We start from the raw sequence: 21,309 nt of genomic DNA, 5'->3' as shown, positions 1-21,309 counted from the left end.
TTTGTTCCTTGCAATGACGGGATTGGCGGATGTGTCATTGCGAACGTAGTGCTTGCACTGAGTGCTTCGACAGGCTCAGCAACCACTTGTCGAAGTGAAGCAAGCTCAATGCCGCAGAAGATAAGATTGCTTCATTACTTTGTTCCTTGCAATGACGCGGGTGCAACGTAATTGCAATGAGCTGTCTTTTGGGACACCCCCGTGTTGTTATTTACCCTTTGATTCTTCCCACAGTCTGTCCAGTTCCTGCAATGGTGTTTGTGTGATATCTTTGTTCATTTCATGCAGACGTTTTTCTATGTGCTGAAAGCGCGTAATAAACTTTGCAACGGTATGTTGCAGGGCTTCTTCGGGATTTACTTCTACATGGCGGGCAATGTTAACAATGGTAAATAGTATATCGCCAATTTCTTCTCTGAGTGCTTCATGGCTGTCTTTGTTATTTTGCAATGCTTCTTTGAATTCATTTACTTCTTCATGTAACTTGGCAACTACATCCTGAATATGTTCCCAATCAAAACCAACCCGTGATACCTTTTGCTGTACACGGTAAGCTTTCAAAAGTGCCGGCAGGTGTACCGGTACCCCATCCAACATAGACTGGTCATCTTGCTTTTCTTTCTTCTTTATCTTTTCCCAGCGGTTAATTACTTCATATTTATCTTTAGCTGTTTCATTACCAAATACATGGGGATGACGGCGGATTAATTTTTCAATGATACCACTGGCAACATCATCGATATCAAATATATTCTGTTCACTTGCAAGTTGTGCATGAGCATAGATCTGGTATAGAAGGTCACCTAACTCTTCTTTCAGATTTTCGGTGTTTCCGTTTTCTATGGCCTGGTATACTTCATACGCTTCTTCTATAAGATAGGGTTTAAGTGTATCTGACGTCTGTGCTCTGTCCCATGCGCAACCATGTTCACTTCGTAATATGCTGGCAATTTCCTTTAACCTGTACAGTGGTGATAGTGACATTGTCTTTCTCCATCAACAATTAAGTATTGTATGACCTTTTTCTGACTTCTGCTTTAGTAAAAAACTATTGTGCAAGTGCAGAAAATAAAATATTTTTTATGTTGACACTATTGATTAATTGTGGCCATACGCTACACTATAGCATACCGTATATGTACATACATATCAATATTTCCTTAACAAGAGGTAGTTCATGAGTTTGCAAAAATTTTTAAAGGATTCAGATCCTGAAGTCTTTTCAATCATTCAGAAAGAAAACCAGCGACAGGAAAATTCGCTTATTCTCATAGCATCTGAAAACTATACATCGCAGGCAGTGCTGGAAGCATCGTCCTGCACCATGACCAATAAATATGCAGAAGGGTACCCCGGCAAGCGCTATTACAATGGCTGCCAGTTTGTTGACCAGGTGGAAATCGTAGCTATCGAACGCATAAAAAAGCTTTTTGGTGCTGATGTTGCCAATGTACAGCCACACAGCGGGACTCAGGCAAACATGGCGGTGCTCATGTCTATACTTGAACCGGGCGATACCATTATGGGAATGAACCTGTCACATGGTGGTCACCTTTCGCATGGTTCACCGGTTAACTTTTCTGGTATTTATTTTAAGGTTGTTTCGTATGGTGTAACTAAAGATACGCATCGCATTGACTATGATGAAGCATATAGATTGGCAAAAGAACATAAGCCCAAAATTATCATTGCTGGAGCATCGGCATATCCGCGCATTATTGACTGGAACAGGTTCAGGGAGATAGCTGATAGCATTGGTGCAGTGCTGTTAACAGATATTGCACATATTGCAGGGCTTGTTGCAACCGGGCATCATCCTTCGCCGGTTCCGGTGGCCGATTTTGTGACCATGACAACACACAAAACGCTGCGTGGCCCACGGGGAGGACTTATTTTGGCAAAACAAAAATACGAAGGCATGATGAATAAGTATATTTTCCCCGGCATTCAGGGAGGGCCGCTTATGAATACCATTGCGGCCAAGGCAGTGGCATTTGGGGAGGCATTGCAGCCATCATTCAAGGAGTACTCGGCTAACGTTATTGCAAATGCAAAAGTGCTGGCCGATACATTGCTATCACGGGGGCTTAATCTGGTAAGTGGTGGTACCGATAATCACCTGATGCTGGTTGACCTGCGAAATAAAAATTTAACGGGAAGGGATGTTGCAAACAGGCTGGATGAAGCTGGTATAACCTGTAACAAGAACGGTGTTCCCTTTGACGATAAATCGCCCATGGTAACCAGCGGTATACGTTTAGGAAGCCCTGCTCTGACAACACGAGGGCTTGGTGAAGATGATTTCAGGCTTATAGGCAATTTAATCTGTGACATTATTGATAACATGGATGATGAAAAGGTGTTAAACCGGGTGCGCTCACAGGTGCAGGAGTTATGCAAGGCCTATCCAACTAATTTTTTACGCCTGGAGCCCAGGGGAATATAGTGCTTGACTATGCAGGTTATGTGTAGTATGTTCACTATGGTATATAATTCTAAGGAAGGTTCAAAATAATAAAATGGTGCCTTCCTGAATTTATTTTCAGGATTGCTATATGGTAATAGATTCCCAATCAGGTGGGGAACGTTTTACCTTCACTATATTCACAGATAAGCATGTAAGTAATACTATTATTGGAGGAGTATATGAAAAAACTATTAGCAGTTATGGTGATGTGTTCCATAGCAGTGGTTGGTTGTAAAAAAGAAAAGAAATTTACCGTAGCTCGTGAAGGACTGGTTAACTTTGTTACCGGTACAGTACTTCTTGTATCAGGAGGTGCTGAAAGCAAGGCTCAGATTGGCGATGCAATAAAAGAAGGTATGACCATCAAAACTGTTGGGCCAAAATCAATGGCTGAAATTTATTTTGGGGAAAATGCGGTAAAGATTTTAGGTGATACAGTTATCAAAGTTGATAAGCTCATCACCAATCTTGACTCTAACACTGAAGAGTCTTCGTTTATTGTTGAGAAGGGACGCATGTTCTCAAAAGTAACAAAGAAATTGGCTAAGGGCGATAGTTACCAGGTAAAAACCCCAACGGCAATAGCAGCTGTTCGTGGTACCGATTTTCTGGTAACACAGGAAGAAGACAAGAGCAATGTTGCATGTTTGGACGGAATGCTTGAAGTGTTGAACCAGAGCTTAGCAACGGGCCAGCCTATAGTACTGGAAGAAAAGCAGGAAGTTGATGTTGTTCCGGGACAGGATATGGTTGCAAAGCAGATATCTGAGGATAAGCTGCGTATGCTCAATATATTGCTTGAAATAAAGGCAATGCGTGAAGATATACGCAAAAAGTATGAGCAGCAGCGCGAAGAGATACTGAAATATGTTGAAGACCAGAAGAAAGCTGACAAAACAATACTTGAAGAGCAGCGCGAAAAGGATAAAGCACTTGTTGAAGAGCAGAAAGCTCGTGACAAAGCAATGATAGAAGGCATTAAGGGTGAGATAAAGGATGAATCGGGTAAAGCAGCCCAGCAGTCACTGGATGCGGCAAAGAGCCAGATGCAGGATGCAAAAGCCGTTGATAAGGATCAGGCAAGCACTGAAGCCAAGGACCAGATGAGTGCAATGAAACCAAAGATTGAAAAGCCTAAAGTTGATTTGAACCAGTTTAAGACGCAGTAACATAAAAAAGAAACCGGGGCTATTATCAAACGTGGTAATAGCCCCACCTGTTTACCTGTACATGAATAAAAGCAACTATTGTTTACATCCTCAACTGCTATCCCAGGGTAAAAGTGTAAATGATTATACAAAAAAACTCCTTATTGCTATGGATGACGAGAGCTTAGTCCGTAATTACGTTCACCATCTCAATAAATCATTAGGGATGATTGATGATTTATGGTGATAAATCAGATTATATACGGTTTGGTAAACCATACATTATAAATATCTCTTACTCTTAAAAAATAAAGTATTGATATTCTTATGATATATCAAGGTAATTTTTGAATACTGTTTTTTAGGATTAAAAAGGCAGATTCAAGAATAAAGTGCAAACAAAATAAAAAAATGTAGCCCCTATACATAACACATGTTAGAGTACATGTAAGCAAAACAAAAACTTAAAGTGGGTATATATGAGGGAGCATACCTCTATACAATTGGGAGGATGAATTGTCATCAAGAAATGGTATATCATAAAGGAATATCGTTATGGGAAATAGCACGCATATTACAAAAGCATCCCTCAACAATAAGTAGAAAGATAAAGCGGAATGCAACAGATGGATATTGAGTACAAGGCATAAGGAAATCGTAAAAAGTTTCATAGGCAATGGGGCCGTCTTAAAACAAACCGCGGTAGCTTGTAATAACGCGGGTGCAAAGTAATTGTGATAATTAAAAAATTTAAAGAATACATCCAATAAGCTTGAAAACAAAATATAGTATGTGAATATTTTTTGTTTACAAAATTACATTCTTTTGTAAACTTTATAATATGTAAATAGCAGAAAAACTATATGGAAGGAACGTAACTATGGTTAAGTTAGCCTTCTTAGGAACGGGGACCTGTAATGCAACGCAACGCAAGCCGCAGGCACTTGCTTTTTCCATTGATGGTGAATTAGTATGTGTTGATTTTGGTGGTGGGGCGTATCATGCTATTGCTGCACTCAATGATCCTGATTTCAACTACAGCAACATTTCTACCGTAATTCTTACTCATTATCATGTTGACCATGTTTCAGGGTTACCTGACCTTTTATGGGGAGAGATGTGGGACCATACAGGCCATAGAACTGAACCCTTAACAATTGTGGGACCAAAGGGATTGCATAATTTTTACCATGACAGGCTTTTACCATTTATGGGTGACTACCCATTGCCGTTTAAAGTGGAACTTATTGAATTAAACAATGGCAATACCTTTGAGGGAAATGGATACAGGGCAGAAGCTCTAACACTGGCACATGGCGACTTTTCGTCAGGGTACCGCTTTGATTTTGGTACACGCTCAGTGGCAATTACCGGTGATACCGGTTACTGCGATGCATTACAGGGGCTGCTTTCATCAGTAGATATTGCGGTGATAGAATGGGGGATAGCGTCTGATGATACATATCCATTGCATCTTTCATCAAAAGATATAATTACATTAATTAAAAGTGGTGCATGGCCGCATGAGGTGTATGCGGTTCATGTGTATCCCGTAATAGATGTACATTTTCAGGAGCAGCTACAAAAAATGAAATCACTGGTTGCTTCATTGGATAAAACCATTGAATTTCCTTCCGATGGCGATATACTGACTATAATTCCATAATTTTTTATTTCTGGTAAATAAAATGTACTATACTTCTGACACTTGTGGTGGCAAAAGGATGTAAAACGTATTAATGGCACTCAGATTATAAGTAGGGAACTTACGTGTAATGAAGAAAATTGAAACTGAATACTGTATTGTTGGCGCAGGTGTTGTTGGTCTGGCAGTGGCGCGGGAACTATCGCTTAAAAAAAAGAAAAAAATAATTGTTTGTGAAAAAGAAGAACATGCCGGGCTGCATGCTTCCGGGCGTAATAGCGGAGTGCTGCATGCGGGCATTTACTATACAGCGGGGAGTATGAAAGCCAATACCTGTATTGAAGGCAACAGGCTTATGAAGTCATTCTGCAAGTCAAAAGGTGTTATGGTACGGGATACTGGTAAGGTAATTGTTGCAAAAAATAGTAAAGAACTGCAAACGCTGCACATGCTTGAAGCGCGTGCAAAAGACAATGGTGTTGAAGTGGCGTTGATTACTGAAAAGAAGCTTGCTGATATTGAGCCCTGTGCAAAAACATATCAGGAAGCATTGTTTTCGCCACAGACGGCTGTGGTTGATCCAAAGGTGGTGATGCAGGCATTATATGATGATTGTATACAAAGAGGTGTTACAGTATTGTTCAATACGCCGTTTAAACGTTTTGAAAATGACAACACGGTTATTGCCGGTGACTACAAAATACAATTTGACAAACTTATCAACTGTGCTGGTGCTTACAGTGATATCGTTGCCCACCACCGTGGGCTGGCGCATAATGTAACATTAATACCGTTTAAAGGAATTTATACAAAATTAAAAAAATCAAGCGCTCTTAAAGTTAATGGTAATATTTATCCCGTCCCCGACATTCGCAATCCTTTCTTAGGGGTTCATTTTACTGTCAATCCCTATGGTGATGTCTATATAGGGCCTACCGCAATGCCTGTCTTTGGCAGGGAACACTATGGGTTGCTGCAAGGACTTGGTATTGAGAGCTTAAATATAGTATTAAAAGATGCATTGCTGTTTTTAACTAATAGGAGTTTCCGAAGTGTTGCTGTTGAAGAACCAAAAAAATATATTCCCTATTATTTTTACCGCGATGCAAAAGAGCTGGTTTGGGAGCTATTGTACAGCGATATAGAAAAAACAACCAAGGCGGGCATACGGCCACAGCTGGTTGACTGGACAAAAAAAGAGCTGGTAATGGATTTTTGCATCTATCATGATGTGCAGACAGTACACGTGCTCAATGCTATCTCACCGGCATTTACCAGTTCATTATACTTTGCTAAATTAATTGTTGATAGATATTGTATGTAGCTGCATTAATGCTTTTTATTGGAGATAGTTATGATATAATACTATATTGTATATAAAATATTCAATAAACATAAAGGAGCATTATTATGAAAATAAGCGTTGTGGGAACAGGTTACGTTGGTCTGGTTACCGGAACATGTTTTGCAGTAATGGGAAATACGGTGATTTGTGTGGATACTGACAGTGATAAGATTGAAAAACTTAAAAAAGGAATTATCCCAATTTATGAGCCAGGGCTTGATGAGCTGGTAGTAGAAAATTATAAAAAGGGAAATCTGCTTTTTACCACTGATATTAAAGAAGCGCTGGAAAAAACAAATGTGATGTTCATTGCCGTTGGCACGCCCATGGGTGAGGATGGCAGCGCCGATTTGCGCCATGTCCTTGATGTGGCACAATCAATAGGCAGATTTATGACACATGATATGATTGTGGTGGATAAGTCAACAGTGCCGGTTGGCACTGCTGAAAAAGTTAAAGCAACCATTCAGGAAGAGCTGAAAAAGCGTGGTGTTACCTTCAAGGTTACGGTAGTAAGCAATCCGGAGTTCTTGAAAGAAGGTGCTGCAGTTGAAGATTTTATGCGACCAGACAGGGTTATCATTGGAACTGATGATGATGAAGCACTGAATGTTATGAAAGAATTATATGCACCATTTACCCACAGCCATGAGCGCTTTATAGCAATGGATATACGAAGTGCAGAAATGACAAAGTATGCTGCAAATGCTATGCTGGCAACAAAGATAAGCTTTATGAATGAAATGGCCAATATTTGCGAAAAAGTGGGAGCTGACGTTAATATGGTGCGTATTGGGATTGGAAGCGACCATAGAATTGGCTACAGCTTTATTTATCCCGGCGTTGGTTATGGTGGTTCCTGCTTCCCCAAGGATGTACAGGCGCTGATAAAGACTTCAAGGGATTATGGATATGAGCCAAAGATAATCACTGCAGTTGAGGAAGTAAATGCCAGACAAAAACTTTCACTGGTGGATAAGGTTGTCAAACGCTTTGGCCAGGATCTGTCAGGTAAGGTTTTTGCAATCTGGGGGCTTGCCTTCAAGCCGGAAACCGATGATATGCGTGAAGCGGCAAGTATCACCATTATAAAAGAATTATTAAAAAGAAATGCAAAAGTTAAAGCCTATGACCCCAAGGCAACAGAACAGGCAAAAGGGTATTATCTTAAAGGATTACAGAACATTGAGTATTGCGATAGTAAATATGATGCACTCACTGGTGCGGAAGCTTTGCTGCTTGTTACTGAGTGGAAAGAATTCAGAAGCCCGGATTTTGATGAGGTCAAAAAGCGATTGAAAAACCCGGTTATCTTTGATGGAAGGAATCAGTATAATATCAAAAAATTGCAAAAAGATGGCTTCGAAATTTATCAAATTGGTGTGGGCAAAGTTCAATAGGATTTGATATTGAGATACCATCACGCAGAGTATAAAGGGAGATAATAGCTTTATTGTTCTAAGTTATATTCTGAATATACTCTGCGTGAGGCATCAAGCAATTAAAAATAGTATCGTGCGCCCAGTCCTCCGCGAATATCAAAATCCACATCGGGGATAATACGTAATGCAGGTACCAGTTCAAGAAATATGCCAACTGGTACTTTTGTAAATGTATATTCAAGCCCTACCGGAATGCGAACGTCAATTCTGTTTTCTTCTTCATGGTCATTTTTCCTATCTTTTTCCCAATCATGGAATCCTGCACCAACACCAAAGTAAAACACCAGTTCATTAATTGGGAAAACACCGTGGAAATGGCGCAAATAATCTGCATAAATATATAAATCATCTGCAGATTCTCCTAAGCCAAAGTCTATGGCATCGCTTTTTCCCATAAACATTTTTGCTGTTAACCCTGACGGATCACCTAATATGAAGCCAGCACCAATGTTGTTTGCAGCAAATACTGTAGTTGCAAATAGCAATACAATAATGAATGGCAACACAATATTTTTCATGGGTTCACCTCAATGCCATTGATAACATTATGTAAGGTTATTATACATTATAATTCAACAGGCACGTCAATTCAAATTTTAAATCATACTGCAGGTTAAGAAAATTTTTAGCATGATTCATTATTTGTTATATAATACTATATCATAGTAAAGTTGAGTTCAACACATTTACAGTATACGATATACGATGAGTATGACAACACGGCAACGAATACTGAGAAAACTTGTTAACCTTTATCCGCCATTTTTAGGTGCAGGGATACGGATAACCTTTGATGATACAGCAAATAAGGTTACTGTATCGATGAAGCTTACATGGTATAACCGTAATTACGTGGGTACCCACTTTGGCGGTTCACTGTATACCATGTGCGACCCATTTTATATGATTTTGTTGATGGACATGTTAGGGAAAGAATATATTGTTTGGGATAAGTCTGCAAAAATTGAATTTTTGAAGCCCGGGCGTTCAACTGTTCATGCTGAATTTTATATCCCTGATGAATTGGTAGACCAAATAAAAAAGGAAGTTGACGAAAAAGGGAAAGCAGTGCCGGAATTTATAGCCGAAGTTAAAGATGAAAAGAATGAGGTGGTTGCCCGTGTGCATAAATACATTTATGTCAGGAAGAAGGATCCCGGTAGATAAATGATATATCCTGCAATTGATACAAACATTCATAAAGCTGCGCAGGCTATACTAAAGGGGGAAGTTGTAGCATTCCCAACTGAAACGGTGTATGGTCTTGGTGCAAATGCTTTGAATGCAGAAGCAGTGGCAAAGATTTTTGAAATTAAGCAAAGGCCCTTTTTTGATCCTCTTATTGTCCATGTTGATTCGCGCGATATGGTTAAAGAAGTGGTGGCAACTTTACCGGATATTGCCCTGCGATGTATGGAAGCATTCTGGCCGGGTCCATTGACACTGGTGCTGCCAAAAAATACTATAATACCACAGATAGTTACTGCAGGACTTGATACCGTTGCTGTAAGAATGCCAGAGCACCAGGTTGCACATAAACTGATACAGGCAAGTGGAGTGCCCATAGCTGCGCCAAGTGCAAACCCATTTGGATATTTGAGTCCTACCACCGCAGGTCATGTTGCATCGCAGCTGGGCGATAAGGTTGATATCATTCTGGATGGTGGGCAGTGCCCTGTTGGGGTTGAATCCACCATTATCAAAATAGAAAACGATAGCCTTACTTTGCTTCGTCATGGCGGGATACCCGTTGAAGATATTGAAGCTGTGGCAGGTAAAGTATCTGTAGTACAACATACACAGGTTGAAGCCCCTGGTCAGTTGCCCTATCATTATGCCCCCAAAACAAAAATTGTCATGATAAAAGATGTACGCAAAATCCCTGACGACAGTACCTGTGGAGTGATTCTTTATAAAAAAAGAGATGTGCCATTTAAAAATATCCATGTCATGTATCTTTCTGATAATGGTGATTTGCGGCAGGCTGCGGCAAATCTTTTTACATGCCTTCATGCTCTTGATGCAATGAGGCTTTCAGTCATATATGCGGAGGAAATACCTGAGGTTGGCCTGGGGCAGGCCATCATGGACAGATTAAAAAAAGCGCAAGCACGTCACAGGTGATTACATACCCATTCCTTTTAAAAGCAAAATTCTTTTTCATCAGTAACTATCGCCAATAATATGGTTGACATGTGATGCTTTTGTGGCATATAAAAATTATACTATATACAGGAGTGATAGCATGATTCAGTTTGATTTTAATTATTTTATGGACGAGTTTATTGGCTCTGAGCATGGTATTGCAAATAAGGATATAGATGCGCTTGCGCCACAATGTGATGCTGCTCTTAAGCGAATGGATAATGAAAAAGCAAAAGGGTTGCTGGGTTTTCTGGAATTGCCATTTGCTGATACTATTGTTGAGGATATACGTGCATTTAAAGCAACTGTTCACTGGTGTGATACAGTAGCCTTAATTGGCATTGGTGGGTCAGCGCTGGGACCGCAGGCATTGAAAAATGCTCTGGCGGATATTTATCTTAATGAATTGCCTGATACAGACCGTGGTAAACGGTGCAGGGCATATTTTTTTGATAATGTTGATCCTGGTGAAATGCAATCATTACTAAAGATACTCCCTATACCATCAACATTGTTTTTAGTGATATCAAAATCGGGTGGAACTACTGAAACCAATGCAAACTTTGCAATTTTACTGGATGCAATCAAGAAACAAACCACAGACTATAAAAAGCATATAGTGACCATAACTGATCCCGACAAAGGCATATTGCGACAGATAACACAGGAAGAAGGGTTTGTGTCATTTCCTGTGCCAGCAAATGTTGGCGGAAGATTTTCGGTGCTGTCAGCGGTTGGCCTAGTGATTGCTGAATTTCTGGGAATTGATGCGCATGGGTTACTCAAAGGTGCCGCACGTGTTGTAGAGCGTTATTATGGCAACACTGTATGGGAAAACGCCCCACTGTTAAATGCAGCATTTCATTATTTGTTTGATAAAAAAAAGAATAAACGTATTAATGTGCTCATGCCCTATACACGCAAGCTGTACCTGTTTGCTGACTGGTACCGACAATTATGGGCAGAGTCATTGGGTAAGCGCTTTGATATGCAGGGAAAAGAGGTGATGGCAGGGCTTACGCCTGTTGCAGCACTTGGTACTATTGATCAGCACTCGCAGCTACAGCTTTATTTAGAAGGGCCAAATGACAAAGTTATAACATTTCTTAAACTGAAGGACTTTGGAACTGATATAGTGATGCCACAGTTTTACAAAGGTAAACAGGAATTAGAATATCTTAGTGGAAAAAGCTTACGAAAGCTGAATGAATTTGAAGAACAGGCAACTGAGCTTGTTTTGAAAGAAGCTAACCGGCCTAATGCATCAATTATTCTTCCCAAACTTGATGAAGAGGCTGTTGGTGAGCTTATCATGTTTCTTGAAATGCAAACAGCATACGCCGGTTACCTGTATAACATCAATCCATACGATCAGCCTGCGGTGGAACAGGGGAAACGTTTTACATTTGGGCTTTTAGAAAGACCGGGGTATGAGGACTATAAAGAAAAGTTTGTGAAAGGGTATGTAAAGAAAGAATCATATATACTATAAAAAAACACAATCATGAAGGTTAAAACTCCGCTTTTTATTGTCTTTGAAGGAATAGATGGTGCAGGCAAATCCACGCAGGCAAATCTTTTGTTTTCTTTTTGCAAAGCGATAGCGCCAGCGGTTCTTTTGCAGGAACCAACGGATGGCCAGTATGGAAAGCTTCTTCGTAAAATGCTAAAAGGAGAAATCCCCGGCACACGGGATGAGCTTCTTGAACTTTTTATAAAGGATAGAGCTTATGATGTGGAGCAAAACATACTGCCGTTGCTTAATAAAGGGTATGTGGTGATAGTTGATAGATATTTTTATTCAACAGCTGCCTATCAGGCAGGTGATGGCATCAAACCTTCAGACATTCTCAGGATGAATATTGAAAAAGGATTTCCTGTACCTGAAAGGGTGTATTTCATTGATATTGAACCTGCTACTGCATTAGAGCGAATACACAGGCGGTCAGGTGATAATAAAGAAATATTTGAAACATTACATACTCTTGAAACAATCAGAAAGAATTATTTGTCCATAGCAGATACTACTTTTGCAATCATACAGGGTAGTCTGGGAGTGGAAGATATGTTTAAGGAAGTATTGAAGGATTTTGAAAAACATTTTGTAACAGGATAGATAGATAATATATGAAGGTATTTCGCCAGTTAATAATTCAGGGGATTAATATTGTTTTTCTTTCCCTATTGCTGCTTTTAGGTTGGATGCTTCATACTGTGCAGATTGAAGGTAATCTTCTTATTATATTTATAGTTTTTTCCATTGTAACCATCTTTCCATTATATACCTATTATATTGAACGGTTTTATAAAAAGATAATTCCATTAAAGTATGAAGATCTCTATATTCAGACAGTTGACATGTTTTTGTCGTTGCAGTCATTTGATGATATCATCAAGGTTATCTTTGATAAGGTATTGCAGTATATTGGCGTTAAGTCGGGGCTGTTAATATTTTATTCCCATGGTAGTGATGATTACACAATTTATTATCAGAAACAACAAAAACAGAAAGTAATACGCAAAGCCCACATTGATAAAAATAATATTATATTCAAGGTCATTCAATCAGGGGAAGATATTTTGATAAAAAGCAAGATGGATCCTTCCTTGCATTTTCAAAGAAGCATCATATTTGAGATGGAAAAGTTGGGTGGGGAAATTATCATACCCATTTACTATCATGACATATTTTTAGGCCTGATGATCATTGGCGAAATGAAACGAAGAATATCCCGTAGGGATATTTTAATGTTAAAAGCATTAGCTTCTAAAATTGCAACTGTTACTGTTAACAGCTTCTTCATGCATGAACTGATAAAAAGCAAAGAGATTGAGAAAGAATATGAATTGGGTCATAAGGTATTAAAGCAATTTTTACCTCCGGATAAAGGTTTCATCCAGAAGACTCAGTATATGATGATAAAAAATCCAGATAGTACCATAACCTGTTATTTTAATATTTACAACCCCGATCCAATGACATCCTATATTGCCCTTTGTCCATTGCAGGCCAATATTTCACTATTATCATTACTGATTCCAGCAATCAGTGTGTTAATGCAGAGTTATTCCCGGCTTGGATTTTTACCTGACCGTATAATAAAGAAAATAAATGGAGTCCTAAAAGAGAAGGAACTCATTGAGGAAAATTTGCCAATAATGATTGTGAAGAAAAAAAAGAAACAATATTGCATTAGCAGGTCTGGAAACTGCAATATGAAAGTATATATTCAGAAAAAAACTAAAGTTACTACCCTTAACCTGCAACAAGCTATAAACCAGGTTAATAATGTTAAAAAGCTAATCATAACATCAGGAGGAATTCCCAATAGTAATAGTATTGGAAGAATGCATGAATTTGATGAAAATATTGATGTGGCCAGCCACAGTATACCCAAGAACAATTTTATGGTAATACTTTCAGAAGTACTATGAAAAAAAGGATACTTTTTTACATTTTCAGTAGTATATATGCTGTTGTCTTTTTGATGACAGTTCCTGAAGGATATAAACAAGCAGTTATATACCCATTTGACCGTCTGCTTGTGGGCAGTAGTTTTGTGTATCGTTTGCATGATACACCACATGCTTTTTTTCAAGCTAAGCTTACAACATGTGATAGTAAAACACTGAAAAATGATTCCCAAACGTTCACTGAATGGGAATGTATATCTATCATTAATGATGTAACGGTTAAACAACATTTTAAAAGTAATAATAAAATAGCATTGTGGCTGGTCTTAATACTTTCATTTTCTTCAATTCTTTTGATTGTATGGGCTTTTGGCATCTATTATGCACGGAAGGACATGTTTGCTGATTTATTTATATTCATAGCCAATGCTGTGGCTCTTAATTGTCTTGTATACATAGACCTTTTCTTTGTGCACCGGTTACATGCTATCTACCCTGCTTTCAGTTGCCTTGTTCCCCTCTGTTTATTCTATATTGTATTTATGATGAAGGAAAGCAGTAAGCTGGTTAAAACAATGTGCTATATGATTGTAATTTTAACCGGACTTATTTTAAGTGGAACTGTTTATTGTAATGTATTGCCCTTTGAAAAAGTATATCAACTCAATGGAATTATTACCATTGTATTGTTTATTATAGCTGCCACCATGTTACTTTCTGAACGCAACCACCACGCAAGGTTTTTAATCAAAAGAAATATTGTAGTGGCAGGTGCAATAATTGCAGGTGGCGTGCTGCCTTTTTCTGTATTGCTTGCAGGCATGTATCATGATATTCAGCCTTCCACTTTATTTTCACTGTTGTTTACTATAGCTATACCGGTTAGTATAGGGAATGGGCTTCTGGCAAATTACAGCTTAGGGTCAGTGGCCAATCTTCAAAAAAACAGTATCTCAATGGTTGTGGATATTATTATTGCTGTGGTAATCTCAACAGGGTTATTTTACATTTATAATTTTTATTCCATATTGCTATCGCCCCTCATTATTATTGGACTTTTTCTTGCAATCATGCTGATTATTCTTTATATCAGGATGCTCATTATACGGGCGCTTGATGATATTATATTTTTAAAAAATGATGAATATTCTGTGTCATTACAGAGAATTGCCGAAATCATAACATGGCCAAAAATTTTAAAGGAAAAGCTGGATGCTATTGAAAGTGAACTGAAGACGCTCATTAAAGTTAAAAAAATAAGTTATGCAATTATTGATAACTACCAGTATGATGATGAACGAATTATTGTTTTGAATGAAGATTCTAATCTGGCCACGTTTTTTAAAAAAAGGAATGAAACCATTACCTCAGCAAGTTTTTTTTCCAGCAGAAATGATGAAAAAGCTGTTGAAGAATACATTGTAACTCACGGGATTGAAGCCTGCATTCCTGTATGTATCAATGAATCCTTACAAGGGATTCTTTTTGTGCATAACAAAGGTGATTATTTTACAAATGTAGAACTCAACTTTCTTTCGATGTTAGCTTTGCAGGTTCATCAACTGGTCATAAACAGCAAAGCGTTAACGGAATATATCAATTCACGAAATTATGAAAAGGAACTTGATTTAGCATCATATATCCAGGTACGGCTTTTTCCAAAGAAGCCACCACAGGATTGTGGTATTCAGTTTTCTATTTATTCACGGCCGTATTTAAAGGTAACTGGCGACTACTATGATATCATCCCTGTGGATAAAAACAGAGTGGCAGTTGTTATTGCTGACATATCCGGTCATGGGTTGTCTGCTGCAATGATATTATCAGCCACCAGTGCTATTATCAACGGAATGTTAAAAGAAAAGAAAGGCATTGATAAAGTAGTTGCCGAATTAAATCATTTTTTAACAATCCGCTATACGGGATTTGAACTCATAACGTTATTTATTGGTCTGTATAATAAGCGGACACGATCTATGGAATACATCAATGCAGGGCACATAGCACCACTGGTAGTTTCTAAGGATAAAAAAATATATCATCTGGAAGGAAGATCCAAAATACTGGGTGTTGACCCCGTGGCACAGTATTATCCTTCTCGCTTTGCATTCAGTTCAGGTGATCAGATGATACTGTATACCGATGGATTGACAGATCTGTACAACAGCAATAGTGATATAACATTTGGCGAGGAATCATTGAATATAATACTTACCCAGTCATTAACAAAATCAATTGAGGAGAAAATCCATGCAATTACACAGGGGATTGTTACATTTGGCCAGGAATATATCAAAGATGACATTACTATTATTGGCATGCATTTTAATTAATGCGATAGTTACCGGTAATGCCTTCCCTGATATAAAGCAACAACCGTCAGATGTATTGATGCCAGGCGCTACGGTATCAATGCCAGGAATTCCATCATATAGTTTTATCAATCCAGTTTTTGCTGATATTAATGAAGCCTTTTCGTTGCAGTACCGTTATGCACACATTAATTCCGGGGATATAGGGACACATTACGCCGCTACGACGTTTTTTGGATTTACTATTGCATATAGTACTGTTGAAGCCTTATTTGCTGAAAAAGAAGTAATGAAAACACAAGGACATTCGTGGTATTTTGCCAAAGGTATTATGCTTGATGAATGGTTGGGTATTGGAGTTAGTTATAATAGGTATACTGTGAACAATGACCCTGTAAAATCATGGGGATATAGTTTGCTTTTATTGCCATCACGATTTCTTTCGTTTGGTATGGTCATTGACCATGCCAATGAACCATCGTCAGGTAATGTTACAATAAAACAGCGTGAATGGTATTCTATTGGCATTCGCCCGTTTGGGAATACTCTTTCATTTGCATGGGACATCAAACGGTATGAGGGTGAACCGTGGAAAGATGTATTGCATGTGTTTACCCTTTCAGGAATGGTGTGGCGCGATATCATGTACTCTTTGCAGTATGACATAGATAGCAATATATCGTTTGCCCTGGCTATCCCATTTGATATATCATCACGGACTGGTGGTACATCACTGTATGATTTTGGGTATATGAATTTTGATAAGCAGAAGGCCACAGCCTATACTTTTGGTATCACATTAACTGAAGAGCGATTCAGGAATGCGTTGAGTTCCAAGATGCGGTATTTGTCGATAGTATTGCGGGATCAGGTTAAAGAGGTTAAGGATAAGGGCTTATTTGAGCCATCAAAAGCATCTTTTTTTGAGATTGTGCGCTCACTGCGTGAGGCAATGTATGATGAAAGTATTGCAGGCATACTGATACAGATAGATGCACCTGCTTTAAATTTTGCACAGGCACAGGAATTGCGAGAAGAAATCAAGCGATGTAAACAAAGAGGCAAGCCGGTATATTGCATCCTTGCATCAATGGGCAATGTAGAATACTATATTGCTTCGTCAGCATCTAAAATATATTATGTTCCCAACCAGCCTTTTGGCATTACCGGGCTTAAGGCTGAGGTGTACTTTTTCAAAGGGTTGTTTGATAAAGTTGGTATCAGGTTTGAAGAGGTAAAAAAAGGTCTGTATAAATCATTTGGCGAATCATTCACACGGCAGCAGATGTCAGATGCTGCCAGAGAAAATATTATTGCTTTGCTGAAAGATTTAAATCAGCAGTACATACAGGATATTGCTCAGGCCAGAAATATATCGGTAGAGCAGGTGGAGCAATGCATAGCAGGTGGCATGCTAACACCACAACAGGCGCAATCTGCGGGCTTTATTGATGAGATTGCAAGGCCGTATGAAGTGCTACAACGGCTAGGTGTTGAACGGTATGGCCTATCGTACCTGGTTACATGCGATAGTTATATTGAAGAAAAAATGTTTGTATATGACTGGGGCCAAAAACCAAAGATTGCTGTCATTTATGTTGAGGGAAATATTATCCGTGGGGAAGCTAAAGATGACAGTTTTCTGTCGCCAGCAATGATAGGCGATAGTAACTATCAAAAATATCTTGAAAGGGTATTTGCAGACAAAGATGTCAGGGCAGTTGTTATCCGCATTAATTCAGGAGGTGGTTCAGCTATTGCTTCTGATTTGATGTGGCATACACTTGTGGCAATGAAAAAGCGCTATAAAAAGCCGGTAGTCATATCATTTGGCAATATTGCTGCGTCAGGTGGTTATTATATAGCCTGTACCAATGATACTATCTTTGCCAGCAAAGCAACCATTACCGGTTCAATTGGTGTTATTTTTGGAAAATTTAATGTGGAAGAATTGTACAATAAGTTAGGCATCAATAAAGAAACAATCAAGATGAGCGAATTTGCAGATATTTTTTCTGAATCAAGAGCTTTCACGGAAAAAGAAAAACAGCTTATTCAGAAGAGTGTGGATTTTACCTATAATGAGTTTGTTCAGAAGGTTGAAAAAGGGAGGAATATTCCACTGGAAAACATACCATCAGTAGCTGAGGGGAAAGTATTTACCGGTGCCCAGGCTCTGCAGAATGGTCTTGCTGATAAAGAAGGCGGGCTAATAGCAGCAATTTCCTATGCAGCAACCCTTGCTCATATCAAAGGGGAATTTCAGGTTGTACAGTTACCTCAGAAGGATATAGACTTACGGAAGTTACTGAAAGGCACAAGCTTTCAAGCATCACTATCGGGTGTAATACAGTATGTAATCAACGCACTGGCGTTGGAAACACTTTCCCATGAAGAAGTTTTGTTGTTGTATCCCTATGATATTGTAATCAAATAGTATACAGAGAATTTTGTATCATTGGCATGAGTAGGTTTGTGTGAATATCCATATAAAACATACAATAGCGAGCATCATAGTAATATATGTTGTTTTATTTTCTTTTTTAGTGTATGCCAAACCCAAAGCAGGATTTGGCATTATACGCGGGTATTCCTCTGATGAAAACTATTTAGCAACACTTATCCGTGGTCATTGTGTCAATATTGCAACGTCACTGGGTATATTTGATGTTTTAAATCCTGATAACCTGCTTCAGCAACTACAGCGCCTGCCGTGTAATGAAGAGCAATGCATACTGCAATTTGCCAGTCACGCTGATTTACAGATTATTGTTATGGGCACGGTGGAGCGCTCTGCACAGGGCTATGCAATAGCCATTCATGCGTATGGGCTTGGTATGCCATACTATGGGAAACAATTCTGCAGTTACAAAACAACAGTTGCAGTTAATATCCTGGACAAAGCTGACCGTGAAGCAAGCTACATTGCAGAAGAAATAGCGTCACAGTTCATTGCTAAGCTCTGTGAGCAGTATACAGTACCTCTCATAGTAAAAAATAATACTGTTACCGGTGATTATATTATTAGTGGTACCTATACTGTATATACACTGCGGACTGTGTATGACGATTATACAGTGCTGGTTCCTTGGGGCACCGTTGAGGTTGATAAAAATAAAGTAGCTAAAGCAGTTCCTGATGATTCAATAATTCTTATTGATTTTAAAAAAGAAGCTCTCAGCATAAAAAATTTTTACTACGGTAGAAAAAAAGAGATTGTATTTAAAAAGTCACAGCTTGAGGAAAGCTGTCTATTAATGGCATTTACTGTTCCAGCAAGTGCGTCAATGCCTTTCGTTGTCCCTTTTTTTGGCTATTATACCAGTGAAGACTATGGCGGGCTTCTATGGTGGGCAGGCAATGTGGTGCCCTATATTGGGCTTGAAATATGGGGTTTTGCAAACAGACCTGCTGAGCTAAAAAAAAATCACCATGATATTTCACGAAACCAGATGGCATCATATTACTTTGCCTGGTATATGCTACTTGCTGGTGGCATGCCTTCATTTGTTGATGCATTTTCACATCAATACCTGCAGCAGGCACGGTATTATCAGGGGCAGGTCCCAACCATGGGTTCTTCAACTACCGAAGTGTATCTTGCACTATTGGGTGGTGGTAGTGGCATGTTCTATAAAGGCAATCGCCTGTGGGGATATGTTTATTTTCATCTGACCAATATATGTGTGTATGGATTGCTGTATACTTATGCAAAGCCACAAAGCTGGGATGAACAGAATAACCGTTACACTACTGGTTCATCACATTCAAAATCCATGTATGCTTTTGCCGGGTTACTATCGCTTTTAAAAATAGTGGAGATAGTTCATACGGTATCAGTCCCCTATGCACTATCAGCAACCAGTGAAATTGGCTCTGTAGATGTTTCCCCTGATTTTAAAATAGACCCTTATGAGAAGGTGATTGGAATATCATGCGCAATGCATTTTTGATAGTATGTATGCTGCTGTATAGTATGCTTTGCATAAAAGCAGTGCATGCAGATGATATGCCTGTTGATGTCATTATCATTAATACAAGCATACAGACACCAATGATGAAAGCCTTAAGCAGCATAACCCAGGATGCTGTAAAAGAAGCCTTTGTGGAATGCAGACAGCTTGTACCGGCAGATGCCGAAAGTTTTATTAATATGACAGGTGTACAATCACCAGGTGATATTGTTGGCAAGGCGCATCTGTATGGGGTATCGTTACTGGTATATATGCGTGTGTTTTTGGTGGGTCCGGTGTATTACTGTGAACTGTCGTTTAAACCGCTTGATGACACAGTACCATTTAAAGACGAAACGGTTATAGTGCAGGGAACTATCGCTAAAAATATCCCCCTTAAAGCTAAACGGGAGATTATAAAGCGGCATCAAAATGTATTACACTGCAGCATAAAAACAAAAGTTGATGCACACACCTATGTCATCAATGTGGGGCAATGGCATGGACTTACTGAAAAAACGTATACACTGCTCACTGGAAAACAATGCACGGTAAACGTTGTGCGTCGCTATACAGCGCTGGTGCTGCTTGATGGTGACTATACAGCAGGTGATATGCTTGCAATAAACTCAACTGTTTGTAAAGAGGAATTGCTGGAATCTGTCACAGCAAAGATTCATGAAAATATTGCATCCCAGCGTAGTGGTAAAGATTTGCTAAAAGGGGATAGTGACAGCAAGCGCGCAATTGAGGCTTGCTGTGTTGTTAATCCATTTGGCAACATCCTGCTTCCTGGCTATGGCGCATTTTTAGCAACACATTATCTGGGTTTTACGCATACTGAGCCCCAGTGGCAGGGTGTGTATACAAGTGCTGCTGCGGTGATAGTGCAGTTAGGGCTTGTTCCTGCGCTTGGAAAAGGCAAAGTCAATTTTTTTCCATGGATTCAGGACCGTGACAAAACTGATGCGCAGTATCGGCTGCATATGTATCTGTGGGCAACGCTTCCCATTACCTATACGGTGGCGTTTTTTGATCAACTGGCGTATGCATACGAAAAGCAACGGTATCTGCCACCGTTTTTTGCTGATAAAGATATAACAGCAGTACTTGTTTCGGCGATAGTTCCGGGAGGAGGTCTTTTCTATAAAGGTAACCGATTGTGGGGATACGGCTACTGGCTTTCTGAATGTACCCTGGGAGGATTACTTGCTTATGACTGGCAGGGTGGTAACCAACATATATTGCTTGGTATGCTGGCGGGGATAAAACTGGTAGAGCTTTTCCATGCGTGGCTTGCTACTCCTGCATATACGGTTTATTCTTATGAACTATCGCACAACACTACCCCCATTAATGTTGGCATGAGTAGCTTTGGCAGAGAACTATGTTTTTACACATATTTTTCTAAAAATTATTGAAGTGATGTATGTTTGCA

The 21,309-nt window shown here is 39.1% G+C and carries 17 protein-coding genes; 15 read left to right on the top strand and 2 right to left on the bottom strand.

All coding sequences use genetic code 11. The features are described 5' to 3' along the window. Positions 1-207: 207 nt before the first annotated feature. Positions 208-984 carry a nucleoside triphosphate pyrophosphohydrolase gene (gene mazG, locus AB1444_01395; protein ID MEW6525304.1) on the bottom strand — a complete coding sequence of 259 codons (777 nt, stop codon included), beginning with the start codon at positions 982-984 and terminating at the stop codon, positions 208-210. A 193-nt stretch (positions 985-1,177) separates the two neighbouring features. On the opposite strand from mazG, the gene glyA reads away from it, so the two are divergent. The 6 genes from glyA to AB1444_01365 all read left to right on the top strand — a co-directional run bounded on the left by glyA (position 1,178) and on the right by AB1444_01365 (position 8,005). Further along, a complete protein-coding gene (gene glyA / locus AB1444_01390) occupies positions 1,178-2,446 on the top strand; it encodes a serine hydroxymethyltransferase (GenBank protein MEW6525303.1) in 1,269 nt (422 codons plus the stop codon). 200 nt (positions 2,447-2,646) lie between these two features. Further along, complete coding sequence (locus AB1444_01385; GenBank protein ID MEW6525302.1) at positions 2,647-3,636, top strand: FecR domain-containing protein; 990 nt, start codon at positions 2,647-2,649, stop codon at positions 3,634-3,636. Positions 3,637-4,126: 490 nt separating this feature from the next. Further along, complete coding sequence (locus AB1444_01380) at positions 4,127-4,252, top strand: helix-turn-helix domain-containing protein (GenBank protein ID MEW6525301.1); 126 nt, start codon at positions 4,127-4,129, stop codon at positions 4,250-4,252. Positions 4,253-4,495: 243 nt separating this feature from the next. Then, positions 4,496-5,281, top strand: a complete 786-nt coding sequence (locus AB1444_01375; protein ID MEW6525300.1) for a ribonuclease Z — start codon at positions 4,496-4,498, stop codon at positions 5,279-5,281. Between the two features lie 109 nt (positions 5,282-5,390). Further along, a complete protein-coding gene (lhgO, locus tag AB1444_01370) occupies positions 5,391-6,584 on the top strand; it encodes an L-2-hydroxyglutarate oxidase (GenBank protein ID MEW6525299.1) in 1,194 nt (397 codons plus the stop codon). A gap of 86 nt (positions 6,585-6,670) precedes the next feature. Then, positions 6,671-8,005 (top strand): UDP-glucose/GDP-mannose dehydrogenase family protein, encoded by a 1,335-nt coding sequence (locus AB1444_01365; GenBank protein MEW6525298.1) that lies wholly within the window; start codon positions 6,671-6,673, stop codon positions 8,003-8,005. Between the two features lie 101 nt (positions 8,006-8,106). On the opposite strand, the gene AB1444_01360 is transcribed toward AB1444_01365, so the two are convergent. Then, positions 8,107-8,565, bottom strand: a complete 459-nt coding sequence (locus AB1444_01360) for a DUF3996 domain-containing protein (GenBank protein ID MEW6525297.1) — start codon at positions 8,563-8,565, stop codon at positions 8,107-8,109. Between the two features lie 187 nt (positions 8,566-8,752). Here AB1444_01360 and AB1444_01355 point away from each other — a divergent pair, with 187 nt between their 5' ends. The 9 genes from AB1444_01355 (at position 8,753) to AB1444_01315 (ending at position 21,292) form a co-directional block, all read left to right on the top strand. After that, entirely contained in the window at positions 8,753-9,214 is a 462-nt protein-coding gene (locus AB1444_01355; GenBank protein ID MEW6525296.1) for a YiiD C-terminal domain-containing protein, read from the top strand. Next, on the top strand, positions 9,215-10,171 hold the full coding sequence (locus AB1444_01350; GenBank protein MEW6525295.1) for an L-threonylcarbamoyladenylate synthase: 957 nt from the start codon (positions 9,215-9,217) through the stop codon (positions 10,169-10,171). 121 nt (positions 10,172-10,292) lie between these two features. After that, positions 10,293-11,684, top strand: coding sequence for a glucose-6-phosphate isomerase (locus tag AB1444_01345; protein MEW6525294.1), 1,392 nt, complete (start codon positions 10,293-10,295; stop codon positions 11,682-11,684). A 12-nt stretch (positions 11,685-11,696) separates the two neighbouring features. Continuing rightward, complete coding sequence (gene tmk, locus AB1444_01340; protein MEW6525293.1) at positions 11,697-12,308, top strand: dTMP kinase; 612 nt, start codon at positions 11,697-11,699, stop codon at positions 12,306-12,308. An 11-nt stretch (positions 12,309-12,319) separates the two neighbouring features. After that, complete coding sequence (locus AB1444_01335; protein MEW6525292.1) at positions 12,320-13,627, top strand: GAF domain-containing protein; 1,308 nt, start codon at positions 12,320-12,322, stop codon at positions 13,625-13,627. Then, positions 13,624-15,939 carry a GAF domain-containing SpoIIE family protein phosphatase gene (locus tag AB1444_01330; GenBank protein MEW6525291.1) on the top strand — a complete coding sequence of 772 codons (2,316 nt, stop codon included), beginning with the start codon at positions 13,624-13,626 and terminating at the stop codon, positions 15,937-15,939. The genes AB1444_01335 and AB1444_01330 overlap by 4 nt, the downstream gene beginning before the upstream one ends. Next, positions 15,857-18,355 carry a signal peptide peptidase SppA gene (sppA, locus tag AB1444_01325; GenBank protein MEW6525290.1) on the top strand — a complete coding sequence of 833 codons (2,499 nt, stop codon included), beginning with the start codon at positions 15,857-15,859 and terminating at the stop codon, positions 18,353-18,355. Before AB1444_01330 ends, sppA begins: the two co-directional genes overlap by 83 nt. Positions 18,356-18,395: 40 nt before the next feature. After that, entirely contained in the window at positions 18,396-19,871 is a 1,476-nt protein-coding gene (locus AB1444_01320) for a hypothetical protein (protein ID MEW6525289.1), read from the top strand. Next, the gene (locus tag AB1444_01315; GenBank protein MEW6525288.1) at positions 19,853-21,292 is read left to right on the top strand and encodes a hypothetical protein; all 1,440 of its coding nucleotides are present in this window, start codon (positions 19,853-19,855) and stop codon (positions 21,290-21,292) included. Before AB1444_01320 ends, AB1444_01315 begins: the two co-directional genes overlap by 19 nt. Positions 21,293-21,309 lie beyond the last annotated feature (17 nt).

The sequence above is a fragment of the Spirochaetota bacterium genome (assembly GCA_040756435.1).
Classification (GTDB): Bacteria; Spirochaetota; UBA4802; order UBA4802; family UB4802; genus UBA4802.
This window is presented reverse-complemented; position numbering and strand designations above follow the sequence as displayed.

Bases quoted from the DNA above. Each gene is read 5' to 3' on its own strand.
- AB1444_01330 (MEW6525291.1), top strand. From the start codon at position 13,624: ATGAAAAAAAGGATACTTTTTTACATTTTCAGTAGTATATATGCTGTT.
- AB1444_01335 (MEW6525292.1), top strand. From the start codon at position 12,320: ATGAAGGTATTTCGCCAGTTAATAATTCAGGGGATTAATATTGTTTTT.
- tmk (MEW6525293.1), top strand. From the start codon at position 11,697: ATGAAGGTTAAAACTCCGCTTTTTATTGTCTTTGAAGGAATAGATGGT.
- AB1444_01350 (MEW6525295.1), top strand. From the start codon at position 9,215: ATGATATATCCTGCAATTGATACAAACATTCATAAAGCTGCGCAGGCT.
- AB1444_01355 (MEW6525296.1), top strand. From the start codon at position 8,753: ATGAGTATGACAACACGGCAACGAATACTGAGAAAACTTGTTAACCTT.
- mazG (MEW6525304.1), bottom strand. From the start codon at position 984: ATGTCACTATCACCACTGTACAGGTTAAAGGAAATTGCCAGCATATTA.
- AB1444_01385 (MEW6525302.1), top strand. From the start codon at position 2,647: ATGAAAAAACTATTAGCAGTTATGGTGATGTGTTCCATAGCAGTGGTT.
- AB1444_01345 (MEW6525294.1), top strand. From the start codon at position 10,293: ATGATTCAGTTTGATTTTAATTATTTTATGGACGAGTTTATTGGCTCT.
- AB1444_01380 (MEW6525301.1), top strand. From the start codon at position 4,127: ATGAATTGTCATCAAGAAATGGTATATCATAAAGGAATATCGTTATGG.
- AB1444_01365 (MEW6525298.1), top strand. From the start codon at position 6,671: ATGAAAATAAGCGTTGTGGGAACAGGTTACGTTGGTCTGGTTACCGGA.
- AB1444_01375 (MEW6525300.1), top strand. From the start codon at position 4,496: ATGGTTAAGTTAGCCTTCTTAGGAACGGGGACCTGTAATGCAACGCAA.
- sppA (MEW6525290.1), top strand. From the start codon at position 15,857: ATGCAATTACACAGGGGATTGTTACATTTGGCCAGGAATATATCAAAG.
- glyA (MEW6525303.1), top strand. From the start codon at position 1,178: ATGAGTTTGCAAAAATTTTTAAAGGATTCAGATCCTGAAGTCTTTTCA.
- lhgO (MEW6525299.1), top strand. From the start codon at position 5,391: ATGAAGAAAATTGAAACTGAATACTGTATTGTTGGCGCAGGTGTTGTT.
- AB1444_01315 (MEW6525288.1), top strand. From the start codon at position 19,853: ATGCGCAATGCATTTTTGATAGTATGTATGCTGCTGTATAGTATGCTT.
- AB1444_01360 (MEW6525297.1), bottom strand. From the start codon at position 8,565: ATGAAAAATATTGTGTTGCCATTCATTATTGTATTGCTATTTGCAACT.